A 23,397-nucleotide genomic window follows, 5' to 3' on the forward strand; every position below is an offset into this window, starting at 1 on the left:
ACAGCTACAAAGATACTCTATATAATCACTCCGAAGAGAAAAGGAGGCGTTTTTCATCGTGATTGAAAACATGAAAAACCTGTTATCCAAGTCTTTGAGTAAAAAGAAATTGGCCATTTTTTCTGCTAGTTTAATAGTGTTTGCAGCTGCTTTCAGTTTCGTTCTATATGAAACCTCTAAGAGAACAGTGGCATTGACGCTGGATGGCCAAGAGAAAGTCATCAAAACGCATGCAACAACGATTCAAGATATATTCGATGATCTAAATATTTCATTGCGCTCAGAAGATTATGTGTTTCCCTCGGTAAACACACAGGTTAAGGACAATCTGGAAATTGTTTATGAACCGGCTAAACAGGTGCAGGTTGTTACAGATAACGGGAAAAAAGCGATTTGGACCGCAGCCAAGACGGTTGAGGAAGTTTTAAAAGAGCAGAATATTGTTTTGGATGAACACGACAAAATTCAGCCAAAGCCAGAAGAAAAAGTTAAAAGCAACATGGAAATACAAATAGAGAAGGCATTTTCATTAACGCTGAATAATGGCGGAAAAGAAAAGCAGGTTTGGTCAACTTCGACTACGGTCGCTGACTTTTTATCACAGCAAGGAATCACCACCAATGAGTTAGACCGCGTTGAACCAAAGTTGGAAGAGACAGTCAAAGCCAATGACACAGTAAAAGTCATTCGAGTTGAAAAAGTCACCGATGTAGTGGAAGAACCAATTAATTTCGCAGTTGTTACAAAAAAGGACAACAGTCTGGCTAAGGGAAAAGAAAAGATTGTTAATGACGGGAAACTAGGCCTTTTAACGAAGCAGTATGAAGTCATGCTGGAAAATGGCAAGGAAGTTTCCAGAAAGCTAGTAAGCGAAAAGAAAGTAAGGGAAAAGCAGGATAAAGTCGTTGCTGTCGGAACGAAGGTTGCTGCGGCGACACAGGTGGTTTCCCGTGGAACCAGCACTAATAGTGAAAGCGGCGGAAAAGAAATTTACGTTTCTTCTACAGCTTATACTGCCAACTGCAATGGATGTTCAGGCAAAACTGCTACTGGACTGAACCTGCGCGCTAATCCAGGTGCAAAGGTAATAGCGGTTGATCCGAGTGTCATCCCCCTTGGAACGAAAGTCTATGTTGAAGGCTACGGCTATGCAGTTGCAGCTGATACGGGCGGAGCCATTAAAGGAAATAAAATCGATGTATTCTTCTCTTCTAAAGCAGAAGCTTACAGGTGGGGCAGAAGAACGGTAAAGATTAAGATATTGAATTAATTAGCTTTTTTATAAATATTTCTGTTAATGCAGGGGCATTCCCCTGCATTTTTTATTGTGCTGCAGAGCAGGTTAAATGGTAACATTTTTTCTTTTCCCGCTGATTCATATATAATAAGACAAGCGCAAGGCGCCTTGACCACGAAGGAACGCAGACTAAGAGCGCCACGTTCTGTGGCAACGTCTGCATGACCCCCATCCTGGGGGCCTCAAGCACAAGATGAGCCTCTCGGAAAGGCGTCATGTGCCTTTTCGAGAGAATATTCTTTATAAATATATTCGCTTTTCATGTATTTAGACGATTTACATTACAGAAATGTTTCAAGTTTTTTTCAATTTTTTAAAATTTTTATTTGAAAGTTAAATAAGCCGGGAAAGAAGGGCTGTTTGTTTGTCATATAGAGGAGGAAACATGAAGATAAAAGAAATCATTGTTGTAGAAGGCAAGGATGATACGGCAGCCATCAGGAGAGCGCTGGATGCCGATACAATTGAAACCAATGGTTCAGCCATTAACCGGGAAACAATTGAAAAAATCAAGCTTGCCCAGCAGACAAGAGGTATTATCGTTTTTACAGACCCGGATTTCCCGGGGCAGAAAATCAGGAATACGATTACGAATGAAGTTCCTGGGTGCAAACATGCCTTTATTGAGAAAGCGGATGCCCTGCATAAGCATGGGAGGGGAGTAGGGGTGGAGCATGCTTCACCTGAAATGATCCGCAGAGCCCTCAAGGGTGCCCAAGTGATGCAGGAAAGCTATGTAGAGATAATTACTCAGGAAGACCTTGTTACAGCAGGCCTGATGGGCGGAAGCGGTGCTAAAGAGAGACGGGAAAAGCTTGGAAGGTTCCTTAAAATTGGCTATACAAATGGCAAACAGCTTCATAAGAGATTAATGATGTTTCAGGTAAGCCGGGAGGATTTTGCTGCTGCAATAGAAGCTATTCGCAAGGAGGAATAAAATGCATAAAGATATCGCAACACCAGCCAGAACACGGGCGATCTTGGATAAATACGGTTTTTCTTTTAAGAAAAGCCTGGGACAGAACTTCTTAATTGATACCAATATACTTCGCAGAATCGTCGATCATGCAGATTTAACGGAGGAGTCCGGAGCCATTGAAATTGGACCGGGGATCGGCGCCTTGACCGAACAGCTGGCAAGGAGAAGCAAAAAGGTCGTCGCATTTGAAATTGACCAGCGCCTTTTGCCTATTCTAGAGGAAACCCTCTCGCCTTACCCTAATACTGCCATTATTAACGAAGATGTCCTAAAAGCAGATGTTAAGGAAGCGATCGATCGGGAATTTAGCGGGATAGACGATATTATGGTTGTAGCGAACCTTCCATATTATGTAACAACGCCAATCATTATGAAACTGCTGGAGGATAAGCTTCCAATTAGGGGAATCGTCTGTATGCTCCAGAAAGAGGTTGCAGACAGGATTTCCGCGCGCCCAGGTACGAAGGATTATGGTTCTCTTTCAATCGCTGTACAGTACTATACAGAAGCGGAAACAGCTATGATCGTTCCTAAGACAGTGTTCATTCCACAGCCAAACGTGGATTCTGCAGTTATCAAATTGATAAAACGCCAAGAGCCTGCTGTAGAGGTTAAAAGTGAACCGTTTTTTTTCCAGGTAACGAAATCAAGCTTTGCGCAAAGGAGGAAGACTCTGCTTAACAATTTGACAAGCCAGCTGCCAGAGGGGAAACAAAAGAAGGAACAGATTATCTCTGCTCTTGAAAAAGCAGAGATCGATCCAGGAAGAAGAGGAGAAACATTATCCATAGATGAGTTTGCTCGTTTAAGCGATGCTCTTTTTCCTTATTTTTCTTAATCAGCGAAAGCCTGCGGTCATGCAGGCTTTTTTTATTACCGGAAAACGTCATATTAACCCGCCCCATCCTCTTTTATACGCACATGTTTATAGACGAATGCATAATTTATGGCATAAATATAATATTCTTTATTACGGGCTATGAAAGCAAGGAGATTAGAGCAGCCCTGGTTACACTGCGGGCTAATTGGAGTGACGACATTGACTATTAATATTATGGATATCGTCGGAAGAATTTCTTATCGCTGTGATATTCTTTTCCGGGTTATTGATATTAAAGAGCAGGGCGGCAGAAAAATAGCTGTTTTATTCGGTGAGGATATCCGCCTTGTGGCTGATGCTCCCTATGAGGACTTAATCGTCATTAACCAGGCAGACCGGATAAAAATCGAACAGGAGTATAGATCCTTAGAGGAGCAATCTTTTCAGCTTTTTAGGCAGGATTTAGCTCTTTTGAGGGAAAAACAGGAGTATGACGTTACAGAGGGATACAGCAAAACCCTTAATTATTTTCAGATACCTGGGAGGGTGCTTCATTTGGATGGCGACCCATCATATTTAAAAAAATGCTTGAGTGTTTATGATAAAATAGGCATCCCTGTAACAGGCATCCATTGCAGTGAAAAGGAAATGCCAATGAAAATTGGACAGCTTATCGATCACTACAGGCCTGATATTCTGGTGATAACAGGGCATGATGCGTACTCAAAATCCAAAGGGAAGAAATCAGATATTAATGCCTACAGACATTCAAGGGAGTTTGTACAAACAGTGAGGGAAGCGAGGAAAAAAATTCCTCATCTTGACCAGCTCGTCATTTTCGCAGGGGCCTGCCAATCCCACTTTGAATCATTGATTCATGCCGGGGCCAATTTTGCTAGCTCACCTTCGCGGGTGAATATCCATGCGCTCGATCCTGTTTATATTGTTGCGAAAGTAAGCCTTACCCCATTTATGGAAAGGATCAATCTATGGGATATCCTAAGAAATACGTTAACAGGTGAAAAGGGACTGGGCGGCATTGAAACGCGCGGTGTTTTGAGAACTGGAATGCCATTTAATGATGAACAGTTAAATGAATCGTAAACAGGCAAGCCGTTGTATTTATGGAACGGCTTGTTTTTTGTTTTATTCTAAAGGCGGCAAATTATTCGATATTTTGACATTTTGCCCACATGGGAAATGAGATGCGAAACAGCCAGCACTCTCCTGTCTTTAAGCCTTTTTAAAATTATACATATTCTCCTTTGTCTAAGGAAATCCTAAAATTGTTGAAATTTAGAAGAAAAAGTAGAAGAAAACATATTGACATTTATTTTTAAAGACTGTTATAATTTATATTTTTAATTGACAGTTATGTGTCAGTGTGATATACTTTACATAGTGAGGTGGACCGAATGGGAAAAACATTATTGGATATTAAAAAAGCTCTTGATTCAAATCTTGGGAAAAGGCTCATGCTAAAAGCGAATGGCGGACGCAGAAAGACAATCGAGCGTTCAGGTGTTTTGGCAGAAACATACCCTTCTGTATTTGTGATTGAATTAGATCAAGATGAAAACGCGTTTGAACGTGTATCTTACAGCTATGCGGATGTTTTAACAGAAACGGTTCAAATTACATTCTACGAAGACACATCAGGACAGGTTGCTTTAAGCTAATATATATCGTACAGCGGAGCGGTGAACTATTTGTTTGCTGCTTTTTGTTTTGCCTTTTTTTTCCGCTTCGATCTTTTTATTCAGGATAAATAAGGTTCTTATGAATAGCAGAATCTTGTCCCATAATAAAAGTAACGCAGTGCGAAAGGGGATGTTAATGTTGGGCAGAAGAAAAAGCATTATGTCAGATGGATTAAAAGAGGAAATTGCAAAAGAGCTCGGATTTTATGATGTCGTTCAAAAAGAAGGCTGGGGCGGAATTCGAGCCAAAGATGCCGGCAATATGGTGAAGCGTGCCATTGAGATGGCGCAGCAAAGTCTTTTAAACAAATAACATTTGCTAAGAATCAGTGTTCTCTCATTAACAACAATAAAAGTACTGCGGCTGCCGGAGCAATTTGCTTCGGCATTTTGTGTTTTACTGTCTTCATAAAAAAATGAAAAACACAGAAAAACCCTATATTCCAGGCACTTGCGCTTTTCTGTTTAATTTGTGGTAAAATAGGACAAAAAATGGAGACGTTCTCTAAGAAAAAGTGCAAGGCCCCTGCTTATTAAAAATCTTCATTAAGCATTGGTGCCCTCAGCTAGTCAGCAATCAAAGTCGATATTTATCGCAGTCTAACGGGCAGTAAGACTCCCTCTTCAAGACTCAGAGAATCAAAGCAGGATAAGCGGGAGTAAAAGCCCGATTGGTTCAACTAACAATCAGCGGGAATAAAACGCCCCCCACTGATTGAAGTGGCACTTTATAGTTTTTTTCATATCAAAAAAGTAGGTGGAAATGTTGAAGGTCATGGTTAAGGCGCCTGCTAAAATCAATTTGTCATTGGATGTTTTATATAAACGGCAAGATGGCTATCATGAGGTTGAAATGATAATGACTACAATTGATTTGGCGGACCGCCTCGAATTAACGCTTCTAGATAGGAATGAAATAAAGATTATCTCCCACAACCGTTTTGTGCCGGATGATCAGCGCAATCTGGCGTATCAGGCTGCGCAGCTTCTTAAAGAACGGTTTCAAGTAAAAAAGGGTGTAGCCATTACAATCGAAAAAACCATACCTGTTGCTGCAGGTCTAGCCGGCGGAAGCAGTGATGCGGCAGCGGCCCTCAGAGGGTTAAATCAGCTTTGGAGCCTGGGACTCTCAATGGGTGAGTTGGCTGAAATCGGTTCGGAAATTGGTTCAGATGTGTCTTTTTGTGTATACGGAGGGACCGCTTTGGCAAAAGGAAGAGGGGAAATAATTAAAGAGCTTCCTGCACCTCCAACTTGTTGGGTAATTCTGGCCAAGCCATTTATCGGCGTATCGACAGCGGATGTGTATAAAAGGCTGGATGTGAGCCATGTTAAGCATCCGAATACTTATGGGATGGTTGAAGCTATCTATAACGGCAGCTATGAAGGTGTTTGCCATAACCTTGGGAATGTTCTGGAGGATGTGACGCTTAAGATTCATCCGGAAGTGGCGCATATCAAGGACCAAATGAAACGATTTGGGGCGGATGCGGTTTTGATGAGCGGAAGCGGACCTACTGTGTTTGGCCTGGTTCATCATGACTCAAGGATGCATCGGATTTATAACGGCCTTAGAGGATTCTGTGACCAGGTTTTTGCGGTCAGAATGCTTGGTGATCGGCATAGGCTTGATTAAATCCGTATATTAATGGTATATTATCGTTAAAATATTCGGATTTATATGGGGGTTCCATAAATGAAATTTCGCAGAAGCGAACGGTTGATAGATATGACCAATTATTTATTAGACCATCCGCGTCAGCTGGTATCCTTAACTTTCTTTTCGGAAAGATATGGTTCTGCCAAGTCCTCCATCAGCGAGGACTTAACAATTATTAAAGAAACATTTGAACAAAGGGGCATCGGGACTCTGCAAACGGTATCCGGTGCCGCTGGCGGGGTTAAGTTCAATGTAAAGGTGGAGGATGAAGAGGCTCGGCCATTTGTGGATGATCTATGCAGCTTAATTGCAAGTCCGGAACGGCTTTTGCCTGGCGGCTATCTTTATATGACTGACATATTGGGTGACCCATCAATCGTTCAGCGTGCCGGAAGGCTTTTTGCTTCCGCTTTTGCTGCCAAGCCAATTGATGTCGTCATGACTGTGGCTACTAAGGGGATTCCTCTTGCCTACGCTGCCGCTAACTATCTCAATGTGCCGGTGGTCATTGTCAGACGTGACAGCAAGGTAACAGAAGGTTCGACTGTAAGCATTAATTATGTATCAGGCTCTACCAAAAGGATTCAAACCATGGTTCTATCTAAAAGAAGCCTTGCAGAAGGTTCCAATGTTTTGATCATTGATGATTTTATGAAAGCCGGCGGAACAGTGAATGGCATGGTCAGCATGCTTGAAGAGTTCAAAGCCAATTTGGCCGGGATTGCTGTTCTGGTTGAAGCAGAAAAAGCAGAAGAACGGCTGGTTGATGAATATCTTTCTCTCGTACGACTATCTGATGTTGATGTGCGGGAAAAAAAGATCAACGTAAGTGAAGGCAATTATTTTAAATATAAATGATATTTTTAGGGGGATAATCCATGAAAGTCATTCAAACGAATCAGGCTCCTGCAGCAATTGGGCCTTATTCACAAGGGATCACGGTCAATAACCTTTTTTACAGCTCTGGCCAAATCCCGCTTACAGCAGAAGGCATAATGGTTGAAGGCGGTGTAAAGGAACAGACGCATCAGGTGTTTGGAAACCTTCAGGCTGTGCTGGAAGAGGCAGGCGCTTCATTGAATACAGTAGTAAAGGCAACTGTATTTATTAGTAATATGGAAGATTTTGCAGCGATTAATGAAGTGTATGGAGAATACTTCAGCACACATAAGCCAGCTCGATCTTGTGTTGAGGTTGCACGGCTTCCTAAAGATGCTTTGGTGGAGATTGAAGTTGTAGCACTTGTTAAATAGAATGAATAGTCACCAGTGCCCGTTGTGCTTTTAACGGGCCTTTTTTGTTATCCGAAAAGAGTGAAGTAGGTGTAATTAAGAGGGCAGGAGTTTACATTCTTTCATGTATATAGAATAAAAGATAAAATTTGAACAAAATATTCAAAAAATATTTTTTAATTAAGAAGGAGATTCAGGAAATTTGTTGAATACATAAAATTAGGATTATACATTCTCGAAAAGGTGGTGAACAGAATGGAAGTAACAGACGTAAGATTACGCCGCGTCAATACGGATGGACGAATGAGGGCGATCGCATCTATTACTTTGGATCATGAATTTGTTGTTCATGATATTCGTGTAATTGATGGAAACAATGGCTTATTTGTAGCTATGCCCAGCAAGCGTACTCCGGATGGGGAATTTAGAGATATTGCGCATCCTATTAACTCAGGAACACGCGGAAAAATCCAGGAGGCTGTATTAGCCGAGTACCACCGTTTAGGTGAATTAGAAGTTGAATTTGAAGAAGCCGGTGCTTCCTAAAAAGTATAACACCAAGGGCCTACTACATAAGTAAGGCTCTTTTTTTTTATTGTCCTATAAATCATGTCCCTAAGTTCACCAGCTATTGGAGGTGCTTAGGGTTTTTTTCTTTTACCCTGTTGTTTGGGGATGTAAACCATTTTTTGTGAAAATCCGTGTGTGGTAATGACAAATATTTGTACTTTATCATCATTCCTTGAAATGAAAGCCCATTTAAGATATATTCTTAATGGATAAAAAGGTTAAAATGGAGGCTAGTAAATGTCTAATCGATACGCGGTAATTTTAGCTGCAGGCCAGGGGACGAGAATGAAGTCGAAGCTTTATAAAGTCCTTCATCCTGTGTGCGGCAAGCCGATGGTTCAACATGTGGTTGATCAAGTCTCAAAGCTTAATATAAAAGAAATTGTCACGATTACTGGGCATGGGGCTGAGATGGTTGAAGAACAGCTTGGTTCAAGCAGCAAATATGCCCTTCAGGAAGAACAGCTGGGGACTGCTCATGCCGTTATGCAGGCGCGCGAAATGCTTGAGGGCAAGGATGGCGTCACAATCGTGGTTTGCGGAGATACGCCACTGATCAAGCATGAAACAATGGAAGCGCTTTTTAAGCATCATGAGGAGCTGTCTGCAAAAGCGACTATTTTAACTGCACAAGCTGAAAATCCATTTGGATATGGACGCGTGATCCGCAATGACGTGGGGATGGTTGAAAAGATTGTAGAACATAAGGATGCTTCTGAAGAAGAACGAAAGATCCAAGAAATTAATACTGGAACTTACTGCTTTGATAATAAAGCACTTTTTGAGGCCCTGAATAAGGTTACAAATGACAATGTACAAGGGGAATATTACCTTCCGGATGTAATCGAGATTCTTAAAAATGAAGGTGAAGTTGTTACTGCTTATCAAACTGCCGACTTTGAAGAAACATTGGGCGTCAATGACCGGGTAGCTCTATCCCAGGCAGAAACATTTATGAAAAAGCGGATAAATGAAGAACATATGCGTAATGGAGTTACAATCATTGATCCGTCAAACACATATATTGGTTCGGATGTTAAAATTGGTTCTGATACTGTACTTTACCCTGGAACCATTCTTTCAGGCCATACGCTGATTGGTTCAGATTGTGTAATTGGACCGCATACGGAAATATCTGATTGCCGCATAGGGGATCAGACAGTAATCCGCCAGTCTGCAGCGTTGGATAGCCATATTGGCTCACAGGTGAATATCGGGCCATTTGCCCATATTCGTCCTCAATCTGACATTCACGATGAAGTGAAAATCGGAAACTTTGTTGAAGTGAAAAAGTCTGTTTTTGGAAAAGGAAGCAAGGCATCTCACCTTAGCTATATTGGTGATGCAGAGATTGGCAAGGATGTTAATTTGGGCTGCGGTTCAATTACAGTTAATTATGATGGGAAAAATAAATATCTGACCAAAATAGAAGATGGTGTTTTTGTTGGCTGCAACTCAAATTTGGTTGCACCGGTAACCATTGGTAAAGGTGCTTATGTTGCAGCAGGATCAACCATTACAGAAGATGTGCCAGGTGAAGCCCTTTCCATTGCCCGCGCACGCCAGGTAAATAAAGAAAATTACGTTCAAAAATTTAACAAGTAATAATGCGATGGAGGCCCAACATGTCTAACCAGTATTTAGATCCAAATTTAAAGTTGTTCACTTTAAACTCTAACCGGAAGCTAGCTGAAGAAATTGCAAATGTCATTGGTGTAGAGCTGGGGAAATGTTCTGTAACTCGCTTTAGCGATGGTGAAATCCAAATTAATATTGAGGAAAGTATCCGCGGATGCGATGTGTATGTAATCCAATCCACAAGCTCTCCAGTAAATGAGCATTTAATGGAGCTTTTAATTATGATTGATGCGCTTAAACGCGCATCAGCAAAAACAATCAACATTGTTATGCCTTATTATGGCTATGCCCGTCAGGACAGGAAAGCCAGAGCACGTGAGCCGATTACAGCTAAGCTAGCAGCAAACTTGCTTGAAACTGCAGGAGCGACCCGCGTGATTACACTTGACTTGCATGCACCGCAAATTCAAGGTTTCTTCGACATTCCTATTGATCATCTAATGGGTGTGCCGATCCTGTCTGATTACTTTAAAAACAAAATTCTGGATGCCGATACCGTAATCGTATCTCCTGACCATGGCGGTGTTACACGTGCACGTAAAATGGCCGATCGCCTAAAGGCGCCTATTGCCATTATTGATAAACGCCGTCCAAAGCCAAACGTTGCGGAAGTAATGAACATTGTAGGTAATATTGAAGGTAAAATTGCCATCTTAATCGATGACATTATTGACACTGCCGGAACGATAACATTAGCTGCAAATGCACTTGTAGAAAATGGCGCATCAGAAGTTTATGCATGCTGTACGCATCCTGTACTATCAGGCCCTGCCATCGAAAGAATTGAAAACTCAACCATTAAAGAACTGGTAGTGACAAATTCAATCACTCTTCAAGAAGAAAAGAAAACAGATAAGATTGTCGAACTGTCAGTAGCACCGCTTATCGGCGAAGCGATTATACGTGTTCATGAAGAACAGTCTGTCAGCACGCTTTTCGATTGATCGCATAACTTCATAGACAGGGCAGGCTTGCTGAAAAGCAAGCCTGCCCTGCTATCTAAAATATAAAAATACTGGCTGAGAAAATTAAAAACGTTTAGATTTCCTCATTTTAGGGCATTTTTTTATATAGACAGTCAATGACTTGAAAAATGCTAAATTGAGGAAGGGGACATAATCATGACAGCTGTATTGCAAGCAAAAGAAAGAAAAGGTTCAAGACATTCTCATTTAACTTCATTGCGCCAGGAAGGAAACTTTCCTGCTGTAGTATATGGGTCAAAGCTTGAAAGCAGATCCATATATTTAAGTGAGGCGGACTTTCTTAAGACAATTAAAGAAGTCGGAAGAAATGGTGTATTCTCATTGGATTTGGAGGGGAATACATACGATGTGATGCTAGGGGAATACCAGTCCAATCCTTTGAAAAATGTCATTGTACATGCTGACTTCCTGGCTGTAGATATGGCAAAGGAGATCACTGCAGATGTACGTGTTGTGCTGGTTGGAGATGCAGCAGGAGTAAAGGATGGCGGCGTTATGCAGCAATCTATGCATGAAGTTTCTGTCACTGCTATGCCAAACAATATTCCTTCTTCTGTTGAAGTCGATGTTACCAAACTTCAGGTTAACGAGAGCTTAACCGTTGCTGATATTAAGGCTGACCGAGGCTATGAAATCAATAACGAAGAGGAACAGGTGATTGCCTCAATTCTCCCTCCTAGACAGGAAGAGGAAATCAGCACCGGAGAAGAGCAGGAAGCGGGTACGCCTGATAATGAAGAAGGACGAGAAACAAAAGCAAAAGAAGATGAAGCAGGTGAGGAATAGGCTAACAAAAGCCTTTTCAAGCAGGGGCTGGGCAATTTTAGCCAGCCCCTGCTTCTTGCATAAAGGATCCTCAGGAAAGTAAAAACGGAATAAAGTATTGGAATATGCAGCCTTTATGAGTAGGTGTGTTAAAGTTCGATGTTGATTTTACATATGAAGTGCTTTCCTGAAAATCCGTTTCTATTTTTAATTTATATATGATATGGTGCATAAGCTTACTTTTTTAGGGGTGAAGAAATGAAGCTGATTGTAGGTTTGGGAAATCCCGGCAAGCAATACGATAAAACAAGACATAATATAGGCTTTGAAGTAATTGATATCCTGTCACAACGGCTGGATATACCTTTGAATCAAGCCAAATTGAAGGGTGTATTTGGTACCGGCTATGTAAATGGAGAAAAGGTGTTTCTTCTCAAGCCTCTTACATATATGAATCTATCCGGTGAATCCATCCGGGCTGTATTGGATTATTTTGATCTTAAGGCTGATGAACTTGTTGTCATTTATGATGATCTGGATTTGCCCGTGGGTAAGATTCGTCTGCGGCAAAAAGGGAGTGCCGGCGGGCATAATGGCATTAAGTCAACCATTGCCCACCTCGGTACACAGAAGTTTAACAGAATAAAGGTGGGCATTGACAGGCCGCCAAGCGGGGTGAAAGTTCCTGATTATGTATTGGGGCGGTTTACAAATGAGGAACAGGAAATGATGAATGAAGTGTCGAAAAGATGTGCGGATGCATGTGAAGAGTGGTTTAAAAAACCATTTTTACAGGTTATGAATGATTTTAATCAATAATCTTCATATTTTTTTGCTCTTATCATAAAATAATGTATCATCCAAACAACTGCCTCGGTGTATGAATAAGTTGCCTGCCAAACGTTCATAATAGAATTATGTTCAGTTTGACGGGAGGGACAGGCATGGCTATCCATTATCAATGCCGCCATTGTGGAACGAAGATTGGTTTGATTGAGAATGACTCGGTTCATACAGAACAGCTTGGCTTTCACAAGTTAAATGATGAAGAGCGCCAGGAAATGATCTCCTATGACCAATCAGGAAATCTGCATGTAATTGCAATATGCGAGGATTGCCAGGAATCGCTTGAACGCAATCCAGATTATCATCAGCAGGACTTTATCATTCATTAAAGCTTTGGAGGAAATCCAAAGCGTTTTTCTATTTCTATTCACTATAAATGGGAGCAGTAAAATTTCTTCTGCGAAAATCATATGCAATTTCCTGCATATCGGAATGTCAGCGTTATTTTAAAATCTCATTTATAGAGTTCTTGTTGGATCATTATTTTTTTTAGTAAGATTATGATAGTTAGGTGATGAAGCAAGTCTATTAGATAAAAATAAAAACTTGAGTCGGCAGTTGGGCTTTTGCACTTTGAAAGCAAAAAGCATGTCTAGATACACTCTTGGCGCATGCGCTTTTTTTAATAGATAAGAAAGCATAAATTTTGAACTTAGATAACTGTCTAGCGTAAGCAACCTACCCCCTCGAGGTCACAAGCTTGTCTAGTTGCGGCTCCTAGGGACTCGGGGTCATAAGCCAATCCCCTCCAGAAGGGAAGAACACCTTCTTATAGGGCTTGTCTTATGCCTGTCGTCCCTGGGCAAGTCGCCTCACATTTCGGTTTGTCTAGTTGCGGCTCCTAGGGACTCGGGGTCATAAGCCAATCCCCTCCAGAAGGGAAGAACACCTTCTTATAGGGCTTGTCTTATGCCTGTCGTCCCTGGGCAAGTCGCCTCACATTTCAGGCAATCCTCCCAAAAAGGACGCCTTTCCGTGAGGCCCAGCTTGTGCTTGTCGGGGATGGTCAAGGCGCCTTGCGCTTTTCTTAATAGGAGGGCTTTCATGTTAGGACTTAAACAGATTATTAGCCAGCAGGATGAAGCAAGTGCGATCTTGTCTGGAATAGAGGAAGGGTTAAGGGAGCAAATGCTTGCCGGTTTATCCGGTTCTGCGCGCACTCTGTTCCTTACATCTGTATTTGAGCAATCCAAAAGGCCGATGCTTGTTGTAACCCATAATCTCCTTCAGGCCCAGAAACTTTACGATGATATTATTAATTTGGCAGAAGATACAGAGGAGGTGTTTTTATATCCAGCCAATGAATTGATTGCCGCTGAAATTGGGATTGCCAGTCCGGAGTTAAAGGCGCAGCGGATTGAAGCATTGAATTATTGGAGTAAAAACAAAAAAGGAATCATGATTGTTCCGATGGCTGGGTTAAGGAAAGTTCTTCCTTCTCCTTCCTATTGGAGTCAATATCAGCTTTCCTTAAAGATTGGCGATGAATTGACGGAGGAGCAGTTAAAAAACTTTGTCCAAATGGGATATGTGCGATCAGAAATGGTCTCCTCACCAGGGGAGTTCAGTGTCAGAGGCGGCATTATTGATATCTATCCTTTAACAGAGGCAGACCCTGTTAGGATTGAGCTCTTTGATACAGAAGTGGATTCTATTCGGACGTTTTCTTTAGAAGACCAAAGATCTAAAGAAAAATTAATTGAAATCACGATTGGCCCTGCTACCGAAACACCGCTGGATTCAGAGCATTTCAATAAACTGATCGAAAAGCTGGAGAAAGGCTTGGCTGCCAGCCTGAAAAAACTGAAGGATGATAAAGCAAAGGCTCAGCTGGCTCAGAATGTAGGATATGAATTGGAGCAGCTAAGAATGGGGAATAAGCCTGAACAGCTCTTTAAATATTTATCCTTTGCATTTGATGAAGGAAGTAGTTTAGTAGACTACCTTCCGGCTAATGGTTTAATTTTCATAGATGAAATCAGCCGTGTGCAGGAAATGAACGACTCCCTTGAGAAAGAAGAAGCGGAATGGTACACAAGCCTATTGGGTGAAGGCCAGATTATTCATGATGTGAAAATTTCTCATAACTTAAAAGAATTCTTGCATCGATCAAAACAGCCGATTACATATATGTCACTGTTCTTAAGGCATGTGCCAAACACGAATCCGCAAAATATCATCAATATTTCCTTTAAGCAAATGCAAAATTTCCATGGTCAGATGCATGTGCTGAAAGGTGAACTGGATAGGTGGAAAAAAGGCAAGTATTCCGTTGTTTTTCTAGGCCCTGATGAAGAGAGGGTCAAAAAGCTCCAAAGGGTTCTTGAAGATTATGAAATTGATGCAGCTTTTGTAAGTGCAGACCAGGCTCTTTTGAAGGGGAAAGTTCAAATTTTAGAAGGAAGCCTTCAGACAGGTTTTGAGCTTCCTGCCCAAAGGCTTGCTGTTATTACGGAAGAAGAGCTTTTTAACAAGCGCACTAAAAAGAAAACTCGCAGGCAAAAGCTCTCCAATGCCGAGAGAATTAAAAGCTATTCTGAGCTTAAAGTCGGCGACTATGTGGTTCACGTAAATCATGGGATTGGTAAATATCTAGGGATTGAAACGCTTGAAATCAACGGAATCCATAAGGATTACCTCCATATCCGTTATCAGGGAAGCGACAAGCTCTATGTACCGGTAGAGCAAATTGACCTTGTCCAAAAGTATGTTGGTTCTGAAGCGAAAGAGCCAAAGATTTATAAATTGGGCGGCAATGACTGGGAGAGGGTTAAGAAAAAAGTTCAATCCTCGGTTCAGGATATAGCAGATGACTTAATCAAACTTTATGCGGAGCGTGAGGCATCCAAGGGATATGCATTCAGTCCTGATGGCGATATGCAACGGGAGTTTGAAGCGGCCTTCCCTTACCAGGAAACAGAGGATCAAACACGTTCCATTCATGAAATCAAAAAAGATATGGAAAGAGAACGTCCAATGGACAGACTATTATGCGGCGATGTGGGCTACGGCAAAACAGAAGTGGCAATCCGCGCTGCCTTTAAGGCCATTGCGGATGGAAAACAGGTCGCTTTCCTGGTGCCTACTACTATACTTGCCCAGCAGCATTATGAAACCATGAGGGTGCGTTTCCGGGATTATCCAATTGAAATAGGGCTTTTAAGCAGATTCAGATCGAAAAAGCAGCAAACTGAAACCTTAAAAGGCTTAAAGGCAGGGACTATTGACGTAGTTGTCGGCACGCACCGGATTTTGTCGAAAGATATCCAATATAGAGATTTAGGCCTGCTCATTATTGACGAAGAGCAGCGCTTTGGCGTGACACATAAAGAGAAGATCAAGCAGCTTAAGACAAATGTTGATGTCCTTACACTGACAGCAACGCCGATCCCGAGAACACTCCATATGTCAATGCTTGGTGTCCGGGACTTATCTGTCATTGAGACTCCCCCGGAAAACCGATTCCCGGTCCAGACATACGTAATGGAATACAACGGCTCCTTAGTCCGCGAAGCAATAGAGAGGGAACTGGCGAGAGATGGACAGGTCTATTTTCTATATAACCGTGTAGAGGATATAGAACGAAAAGCCGAGGAAATCTCCATGTTAGTTCCAGATGCAAGGGTAACTTATGCTCATGGGAAAATGACGGAAAATGAGTTAGAATCTGTAATGTTAAGTTTTCTTGAAGGCGAAGCGGATGTTCTTGTCAGCACTACGATTATTGAGACAGGTGTTGATATTCCAAATGTCAATACACTGATCGTCCATGATGCTGATAAAATGGGCCTTTCTCAGCTTTATCAGTTAAGGGGAAGGGTCGGACGTTCCAACAGGGTTGCCTATGCTTATTTCACATATAGAAAAGACAAGGTGTTAACTGAAGTAGCTGAGAATAGGCTTCAGGCAATAAAGGAATTTACGGAACTTGGATCAGGATTTAAAATTGCCATGCGTGATTTATCCATAAGAGGCGCTGGCAATTTATTGGGAGCCGAACAGCATGGATTTATCGACTCTGTCGGTTTTGACCTGTATTCGCAAATGCTTAAAGAAGCGATTGAAGAACGGAAAGACATGTTGGACGGCGTCGAGGGAAAACCGGCTAAAATTGAAATCGATCTTGATGCAGATGCCTATATTCCGGATTTCTACTTGTCTGATGGCCATCAGAAAATAGAAATGTATAAGCGCTTCAGAGGCGTTTCTTCGCTTGAAGATGTGGAAGAGCTGAACGATGAAATGATGGACCGCTTTGGTGAATATCCAAAAGAGGTGGCTTATTTATTCCAGATTGCCGAAATGAAGGTTTACGGCGAGCTGGCAGGCATTGAAACGGTTAAGCAGTCTAAGAATGAAATACTGATTCTCTTATCTGAACAAGCAAGCGAAAACATCGACGGCCAGAAAATATTCCAGATCACAAGCAAATACGGAAGAATGATTGGCCTTGGAATGGAAGGGAAAAAATTAAAGGCTGTCCTCCATATTAAAGGCATTGAAATAAATGAGTGGCTCGATATCGCCTATGAAGTGATTAAGGGTATGCATGAAGCCAAAAAAGAGCAGCATCCAACTGTGTGAAAATATGGAAATAATTATGTTCTTAAAATGAAACAATAGAAATGTTTATCTGTTCCATACAAGGGTATTTTTTATTTGAGAGATCATTTGGAATGTTTATCCGGTTTTGGAATCTATAACAACTATGAGAAAAAGTTTATGTGCACGTATATAACTTTCCATATGAAAGATACTAAGTTCAAACATGGCGATGTATTCATTTTCTCCCAATATGAGTCATAGCCAAAAGAGGAAAGAGCAAGTGCTGCGCTGAAGATAGAATTGTCTAGCTTTAGCTCCTAGCCCTTCGAGTCATAAGCCAAATCACTCCAGAAATCAGCGTTTCCTGCGTGATGCGTCTTATGCTTGCCAGGGTGAACAAGGCGCTTTTCGCTTTTCTAATAAATCATCAGATGAAAGTGAGGCAACGTTGGATGAAAGCAACTGGTATAGTTCGTCGTATCGATGATTTGGGTCGTGTAGTAATCCCTAAAGAAATCCGCAGAACATTGCGTATACGGGAAGGGGACCCGCTGGAGATTTTCGTAGATCGTGATGGAGAAGTCATCTTAAAGAAATATTCACCAATCAGTGAACTGGGCGATTTTGCTAAAGAATACGCAGAAGCCTTATATGACAGCCTGGGAAATCCAGTGTTAATCTGTGACAGAGATACTTACATCGCTGTTGCAGGCGGTTCTAAAAAAGACTACTTAAACAAAAATATAAGTGACCTTGTTGAAAAAACAATGGAAGAGCGCACTTCTGTCCTAGTTAACCAGCCAGGCGATATCTCGCTTGTTGACGGGAACACAGAATCTTCCTCCGCTTATACAATTGGCCCGATCATTGCAAATGGAGACCCAATTGGAGCAGTTATTATATTTGCAAAAGAAGATTCATTAGGAGATGTTGAACAAAAAGCAGTTGAAACAGCTGCAGGTTTCCTAGCCAGACAAATGGAATCATAAAAATGAATACTTTATGAAAAGGGTAGCGCAACGCTGCCTTTTTTCTTTGTTTAAGGAATTATAAAATTTGCTGCGTATTGATAACTTGTTAAATAGTTAATCTGCGTCTAGCGCAATCACTTTACTTATTTGTACAGGGGAGGCGCGAGAAAACCATCTGAATCTGCGTACAAAGACAATCTTCTCGCACTTGTAACAGTCCGTCTTGCAAATTTAAAAAACAAGCAATCTGAAGCAGCTGTCCTGATATGCTATAATACTTTCGAATTCATTTGGAAGGAGATGGGCCATTGAAGCCCGTTCATACATCAGGTGATCTATTTAAAGGGACTTTTATTTTGGCGATCGCAGCTATTGTTACAAAAATTTTAAGTGCCATTTACCGTGTGCCTTTTCAAAATATTGTCGGTGATATTGGCTTTTATATTTATCAGCAGGTTTATCCCTTTTATGGAATCATTTTGGTCTTATCTACATATGGATTTCCTGTCGTTATTTCAAAGCTTTATGCAGAGCAGGCTGCTTTAAAGGCGAACAAGGACATTCAAAATTTATTTGTGATTGCTGCTTTTATCCTGGCCATAATAGGATTCATAGGGTTTTCGGTTTTGTTTTGGGGGGCAGACAGGCTGGCTGCCGGAATGAACGATCCTCAGCTTGCTGTTTTGCTCCGAGTAGTAGCCGTAGGTTTTCTCATTTTTCCTATCGTCTCAATCTTTAGAGGGTTCTTCCAAGGAAGAGGGGATATGGTTCCAACTGCTGTTTCACAGGTAGGGGAACAGCTTGTGAGGGTGGTAACCATACTGCTTGCGGCTTTTTTGCTAGTTAGTGAAGGACACTCGCTTTATATAGTGGGAGGAGGTGCCCTTTTTGGGGCAATTACCGGCGGGTTTGCTGGATCACTTATCCTAATTACTTTTTTTTATTTAAAGCAAAGAAGGAAGCTTCCTTCTTTCATTGAAATTGATTTTAAAAAGAGCGGAAAAATTGCCAAGGCGCTGGTGATCCAGGGATTTGCCATTTGCATCAGCAGCCTTGTCCTTATTTTCATCCAGCTGGCAGATTCACTCAATCTGTATTCGCTTCTGCTAAGTTCTGGTTTTGAGGCTGAACAAGCAAAAGAACTGAAGGGAGTATACGACCGCGGCCAGCCAATAGTACAGCTTGGCATGGTAGTTGCGACTTCGATGTCTTTGTCGCTTGTCCCGCTGATATCCAAAGAAAAAATGAAAAAACAGGCAGCCTTTCTTCAAGATAAAATCAGACTTGCCCTTCAAATAGCTATTCTCATTGGGGCAGCTGCAACAGTTGGTTTATGGATGATTATGAAACCTGCAAACATTATGCTTTTTGAAAATAGCTCGGGCTCCGATGTACTGTCAGTTCTTAGCATTTTGATTTTATTAAGTTCCATGATTATCACCATTACGGCCATATTGCAGGGACTGGGATTTATTCAATATCCTGCGTTTGTGATTGTTTTCGGGTTTGTGTTTAAGTATGGATTGAATATTCTATTGGTGCCGCTGTATGGGACAATCGGGGCAGCAATAGCTTCGTGCATTGCACTTGGGACGGTGCTGCTGCTCCTTGTCATTAAGCTTAAGAAGTGCCTGGAAATATCCTTGATTTCAATGCGCTTTTTGGTTGTCATTGCTTTAGCCGCTGCCATTATGGCAATTGTTTTGCAGCTGTACTTAGGGGCAACAGGATTGTTCGGAGTTTTTGCACATAATCGTCTGTATGCTGGTTTTCAGGCATTAACTGCTGTGGCCATTGGAGGATTTATTTATTTATATATCGTGTTTAAAGGCAATACATTTAAAGAGGAAGAGCTCGCTCTGCTTCCATTTGGAAGCAAATTAATGTTCTTGCTGCCTAAAGACAATAGGAGATGAATTAACATATGAAGAAAATAACAATTCTCGGGCTTGGAGCGGGAGATTTAGATCAGCTTCCTTTTGGAGTCTATAAAAAGATTAAGAATGCAGAGATCCTTTATATACGTACAAAGGAGCATCCTGTTCTTCGAGAACTTGAACAAGAAGGGCTAGTGTACAAGTCTTTTGACAGCGTATATGAAAAGCATAGCCAGTTTGAAGAAGTTTATGAAGAGATCACTGAAACATTGCTGGAGGCAGCCTTTGGCAAAACAGTGACATATGCTGTGCCAGGTCATCCGCTTGTAGCAGAAAGGACCGTTCAGCTCCTGATCGAAAGAGCCCCTCAAAAAGGCATTGAAATTGAAATTGGCGGCGGGCAAAGCTTTCTCGATCCTTTATTCCAGGCACTGAAAATCGATCCAATTGAAGGATTTCAGCTCCTCGATGGAACCCTCTTAAAAAGGGATGAAATTGAGGTGGCTCAGCATGTCATCATTGGACAGGTGTATGACCAGTTTGTAGCCAGTGACGTTAAGCTGACACTTATGGAGAAGCTTCCTTATGATTATGAGGTATACATTGTCACGGCTGCCGGCAGCAAGGAAGAGAAAATGGCAAAAGTCCCGCTGCATGAACTGGACCATGGAATGGAGCTGAATAACTTAACCTCTGTATACGTGCCTCCTGTGAAGGATGAAACGATTCTATATAAAAATTTTTCAATGCTTCGCAGCATCATAGCGGAACTGAGGGGACCAAACGGCTGTCCATGGGACTTAAAGCAGACTCACGAATCTCTGAAGAAATACTTGATCGAAGAGGCATATGAGCTGATTGAAGCGATAGATCATGAAGATAGCGACCATATGACTGAAGAGCTTGGAGATGTCCTGCTTCAAGTTATGCTTCACGCCCAGATAGGTGAAGATGAAGGCCTTTTCACCATTGATGATGTCATCCGAGGACTTTCAGAAAAAATGGTCCGCCGCCATCCGCATGTTTTTGGGGATGTACATGCTGATAATGAAGAGGATGTATTGAAAAATTGGCAAATCATCAAGCGGGAAGAGAAAGGTGAAAAGCCGGAATCTATCATGGATAGTGTACCCAAGTCTTTTCCGAACCTAATGAGGGCATCAGAAATTCAAAAAAAGGCAGCTAAAGTTGGCTTCGACTGGAAGGAAGTTGAGCCTGCGTGGGAGAAAGTGAAAGAAGAGATTTCTGAATTCGAATCAGAAGCAGGAAAAAACAGCAGCCACATGGAAGCCGAGTTTGGTGATATTTTGTTTGCGCTTGTCAATATTGCCCGTTTCTATAAAATCGATGCAGAAGAAGCAATCAGAAAAACGAATGAGAAATTTATCCGCCGTTTTTCATATATAGAAAAACGGGTAAGAGAAAGCGGCAGAAATTTTGAGGACTATACACTGGAACAGCTTGATGCGTTATGGGATGAGGCAAAAGTGAAAGGATATTAATGGGAAAAGGGAGTGGCAAAGATGAGATTGGACAAATTTTTAAAAGTATCAAGGCTTATTAAAAGAAGGACATTGGCTAAAGAGGTTTCCGATCAGGGCAGAATTTCCGTTAATGGACTCAAAGCGAAAGCAAGCTCAACGGTTAAAGTGGGAGATGAGCTCCAAATTCGCTTTGGGCAGAAGCTGGTGACTGTCAAAGTGGAGCGCCTGCAGGAAACGACCCGTAAAGAAGAGGCTGCGGAAATGTACTCAATTATTAAGGAAGAGAAAGCTGAAGCAGAAGCATAGCTGGCGCTTTTAGTGTGCGTTTCCTTCGTGTCCAAGACGCAAGAGCTTTTCTTATTGGCTTGTTCTAATTTCATTTTCCAATTCATAAACATGTACAAAAAGGTTGTACAATGTGATTGCGAGGGATGAATAATGAGTCAATATTATGAGTCAAGTTCAAACAAAGTGAATCCCCAGGAGCATGATGTCATTATGAGAGGCAGAAGGCTTTTGGATATCACGGGCGTTAAACAGGTTGAAAGCTTTGATAATGAAGAGTTTCTGCTGGAAACAGTGATGGGCTTCCTGGCGATTAGAGGGCAGAATCTGCAAATGAAGAATTTGGATGTGGACAAGGGAATAGTTTCCATAAAGGGGAAGGTATTTGACCTTGTTTATATTGACGATCAGAATGGAGATAAAGCTAAAGGTTTCTTTAGCAAGTTATTCCGATGACACTGACCACTCAATTTTTGACCATGCTTGCGATGATTGGCATGGGAAGCGTCTTTGGAGCTGCCCTTGATACCTATAATCGCTTTCTTATGCGGACCAAACGGAAAAGCTGGCTTGTTTTTATTAACGATATTCTTTTTTGGCTGATGCAGGGATTGGCAATCTTTTATATTTTATTTCTGGTAAATAAAGGTGAACTGAGGTTTTATATTTTTGTTGCCTTGCTATGCGGATTTGCTGCTTATCAAAGCTTATTCAAAAAAATGTATTTGCGGGTATTAGAGATTACCATCAGAATGGTTATCTCTATATACCGCTTTTTAGTTAAGGCATTTACTTTTGTTATTTTAAGACCCATCCAAGGGCTCATAACAGCGTTTATTGCCATAACTGTTATGCTGGGGAAGGGGGGGTACTCCCTTTTAAAGGTAATTTTCAGGGTCATTTGGTTTACGGTAAAGGTGGCATTCATGCCTGTTAAATGGATTTTGGCACTTTTGTGGAAACTTTTGCCGAAACATATTAAAAAACCCGTCGAGAAGTTATATAATAAATTGGCAGGATATTTACAGCAAACAAAGAATTATGTTTTAAAGTGGATTGCCAAGTGGAAAAAGCATAAAGAGTAAGGAGGGAATGCGAAAATGAGTGTCAGCAAGAAAAGAAATGTAGCTAAAATGGATACAAGCTATGTCAAACAGCAGGAAGCGGCTGAGATCAGTACGGGCCGAAGAAAAAAGCTTTTATTTAGAAGATTAGCAGCTTTTTTTACCTTGGCAGCCGTATTTGCTTTTTTTATGATCTCTACACTCGTTTCGCAATCTGCTGCTCTGGAAGAAAAAGGGGAAAAGAATAACCAGCTTAAAAATGAACTGACTGAGTTAAAGAAAAAAGAAGTGGTTCTGAAAGAGGAGATTGTAAAGCTCAATGATGATGAATACATCGCGAAGCTTGCCAGAAAGGACTATTTCTTATCTGACAATAATGAAATTATTTTTAAACTCCCTGAAGAGACAGATAAAGAAAAGAAAAAGGATAAGGAAAAATCAGCTGACTAGAGGCTATATTGACACTCTTTTTTTGCAGTCTGTATGATATATAGAAAATATGACTTATCGAAGATTAACAGGCAGTACCCCTTTATAAAGTAAGTTAAGGCTTAATGAAGTAATTAAAAAGGGAACTGCCTGTAAAGGCGAGATTAGTCAACTAACCATCAGTGGATGTGTGCGAAGATCTATTTCAGCAAAGCTGGGCTGAGCTAGTATTATGCCATGATCACTGAT

At 41.3% G+C, this 23,397-nt stretch carries 23 protein-coding genes; all 23 read left to right on the forward strand.

From position 1 onward, the window contains the following. The first annotated feature begins 70 nt into the window (after positions 1-70). The 23 genes from NCCP133_RS18655 (at position 71) to NCCP133_RS18765 (ending at position 23,169) form a co-directional block, all read left to right on the forward strand. The gene (locus tag NCCP133_RS18655) at positions 71-1,270 is read left to right on the forward strand and encodes a G5 and 3D domain-containing protein (protein WP_264806810.1); all 1,200 of its coding nucleotides are present in this window, start codon (positions 71-73) and stop codon (positions 1,268-1,270) included. 412 nt (positions 1,271-1,682) lie between these two features. Next, positions 1,683-2,234 carry a ribonuclease M5 gene (gene rnmV, locus NCCP133_RS18660; RefSeq protein ID WP_264806776.1) on the forward strand — a complete coding sequence of 184 codons (552 nt, stop codon included), beginning with the start codon at positions 1,683-1,685 and terminating at the stop codon, positions 2,232-2,234. 1 nt (position 2,235) lies between these two features. Then, entirely contained in the window at positions 2,236-3,114 is an 879-nt protein-coding gene (rsmA, locus tag NCCP133_RS18665; protein WP_264806777.1) for a 16S rRNA (adenine(1518)-N(6)/adenine(1519)-N(6))-dimethyltransferase RsmA, read from the forward strand. A gap of 201 nt (positions 3,115-3,315) precedes the next feature. Further along, a complete protein-coding gene (gene yabG, locus NCCP133_RS18670; protein WP_264806778.1) occupies positions 3,316-4,200 on the forward strand; it encodes a sporulation peptidase YabG in 885 nt (294 codons plus the stop codon). A 311-nt stretch (positions 4,201-4,511) separates the two neighbouring features. Then, on the forward strand, positions 4,512-4,775 hold the full coding sequence (gene veg / locus NCCP133_RS18675; protein WP_095371290.1) for a biofilm formation stimulator Veg: 264 nt from the start codon (positions 4,512-4,514) through the stop codon (positions 4,773-4,775). Positions 4,776-4,935: 160 nt separating this feature from the next. Continuing rightward, positions 4,936-5,109 carry an alpha/beta-type small acid-soluble spore protein gene (locus NCCP133_RS18680; RefSeq protein WP_264806811.1) on the forward strand — a complete coding sequence of 58 codons (174 nt, stop codon included), beginning with the start codon at positions 4,936-4,938 and terminating at the stop codon, positions 5,107-5,109. A gap of 453 nt (positions 5,110-5,562) precedes the next feature. After that, a complete protein-coding gene (gene ispE / locus NCCP133_RS18685; RefSeq protein WP_264806812.1) occupies positions 5,563-6,432 on the forward strand; it encodes a 4-(cytidine 5'-diphospho)-2-C-methyl-D-erythritol kinase in 870 nt (289 codons plus the stop codon). Positions 6,433-6,492: 60 nt separating this feature from the next. Then, the gene (gene purR, locus NCCP133_RS18690) at positions 6,493-7,314 is read left to right on the forward strand and encodes a pur operon repressor (RefSeq protein WP_264806779.1); all 822 of its coding nucleotides are present in this window, start codon (positions 6,493-6,495) and stop codon (positions 7,312-7,314) included. A 20-nt stretch (positions 7,315-7,334) separates the two neighbouring features. Further along, positions 7,335-7,709, forward strand: coding sequence for a RidA family protein (locus NCCP133_RS18695; RefSeq protein WP_264806780.1), 375 nt, complete (start codon positions 7,335-7,337; stop codon positions 7,707-7,709). Between the two features lie 234 nt (positions 7,710-7,943). Next, positions 7,944-8,234, forward strand: a complete 291-nt coding sequence (spoVG, locus tag NCCP133_RS18700; RefSeq protein ID WP_009336662.1) for a septation regulator SpoVG — start codon at positions 7,944-7,946, stop codon at positions 8,232-8,234. Positions 8,235-8,495: 261 nt separating this feature from the next. After that, positions 8,496-9,863 carry a bifunctional UDP-N-acetylglucosamine diphosphorylase/glucosamine-1-phosphate N-acetyltransferase GlmU gene (gene glmU, locus NCCP133_RS18705; protein WP_264806781.1) on the forward strand — a complete coding sequence of 456 codons (1,368 nt, stop codon included), beginning with the start codon at positions 8,496-8,498 and terminating at the stop codon, positions 9,861-9,863. Positions 9,864-9,883: 20 nt separating this feature from the next. After that, complete coding sequence (locus NCCP133_RS18710) at positions 9,884-10,840, forward strand: ribose-phosphate diphosphokinase (RefSeq protein ID WP_264806782.1); 957 nt, start codon at positions 9,884-9,886, stop codon at positions 10,838-10,840. Positions 10,841-11,017: 177 nt separating this feature from the next. Further along, positions 11,018-11,668: a 50S ribosomal protein L25/general stress protein Ctc gene (locus tag NCCP133_RS18715; protein ID WP_264806783.1), complete on the forward strand. Its 651-nt coding sequence runs from the start codon at positions 11,018-11,020 to the stop codon at positions 11,666-11,668. A gap of 237 nt (positions 11,669-11,905) precedes the next feature. Beyond that, the gene (pth, locus tag NCCP133_RS18720; RefSeq protein ID WP_264806784.1) at positions 11,906-12,466 is read left to right on the forward strand and encodes an aminoacyl-tRNA hydrolase; all 561 of its coding nucleotides are present in this window, start codon (positions 11,906-11,908) and stop codon (positions 12,464-12,466) included. Between the two features lie 125 nt (positions 12,467-12,591). Continuing rightward, positions 12,592-12,822, forward strand: coding sequence for an anti-sigma-F factor Fin family protein (locus tag NCCP133_RS18725; protein ID WP_264806785.1), 231 nt, complete (start codon positions 12,592-12,594; stop codon positions 12,820-12,822). 715 nt (positions 12,823-13,537) lie between these two features. Next, a complete protein-coding gene (mfd, locus tag NCCP133_RS18730; protein WP_264806786.1) occupies positions 13,538-17,077 on the forward strand; it encodes a transcription-repair coupling factor in 3,540 nt (1,179 codons plus the stop codon). A gap of 413 nt (positions 17,078-17,490) precedes the next feature. Beyond that, a complete protein-coding gene (spoVT, locus tag NCCP133_RS18735; protein WP_264806787.1) occupies positions 17,491-18,027 on the forward strand; it encodes a stage V sporulation protein T in 537 nt (178 codons plus the stop codon). Between the two features lie 290 nt (positions 18,028-18,317). After that, positions 18,318-19,925: a putative polysaccharide biosynthesis protein gene (locus NCCP133_RS18740; RefSeq protein ID WP_264806788.1), complete on the forward strand. Its 1,608-nt coding sequence runs from the start codon at positions 18,318-18,320 to the stop codon at positions 19,923-19,925. Positions 19,926-19,933: 8 nt separating this feature from the next. Beyond that, a complete protein-coding gene (gene mazG / locus NCCP133_RS18745) occupies positions 19,934-21,388 on the forward strand; it encodes a nucleoside triphosphate pyrophosphohydrolase (RefSeq protein WP_264806789.1) in 1,455 nt (484 codons plus the stop codon). Between the two features lie 21 nt (positions 21,389-21,409). Further along, positions 21,410-21,676: an RNA-binding S4 domain-containing protein gene (locus NCCP133_RS18750; protein WP_264806790.1), complete on the forward strand. Its 267-nt coding sequence runs from the start codon at positions 21,410-21,412 to the stop codon at positions 21,674-21,676. Positions 21,677-21,808: 132 nt separating this feature from the next. Then, positions 21,809-22,111, forward strand: a complete 303-nt coding sequence (yabP, locus tag NCCP133_RS18755) for a sporulation protein YabP (RefSeq protein WP_264806791.1) — start codon at positions 21,809-21,811, stop codon at positions 22,109-22,111. Then, on the forward strand, positions 22,108-22,740 hold the full coding sequence (gene yabQ, locus NCCP133_RS18760) for a spore cortex biosynthesis protein YabQ (protein WP_264806792.1): 633 nt from the start codon (positions 22,108-22,110) through the stop codon (positions 22,738-22,740). The genes yabP and yabQ overlap by 4 nt, the downstream gene beginning before the upstream one ends. A gap of 15 nt (positions 22,741-22,755) precedes the next feature. Continuing rightward, positions 22,756-23,169 (forward strand): FtsB family cell division protein, encoded by a 414-nt coding sequence (locus NCCP133_RS18765; protein ID WP_264806793.1) that lies wholly within the window; start codon positions 22,756-22,758, stop codon positions 23,167-23,169. The last annotated feature ends 228 nt before the right edge of the window (positions 23,170-23,397 follow it).

This window comes from Cytobacillus sp. NCCP-133, assembly GCF_026011715.1.
Lineage (GTDB): Bacteria > Bacillota > Bacilli > Bacillales > Cytobacillaceae > Cytobacillus.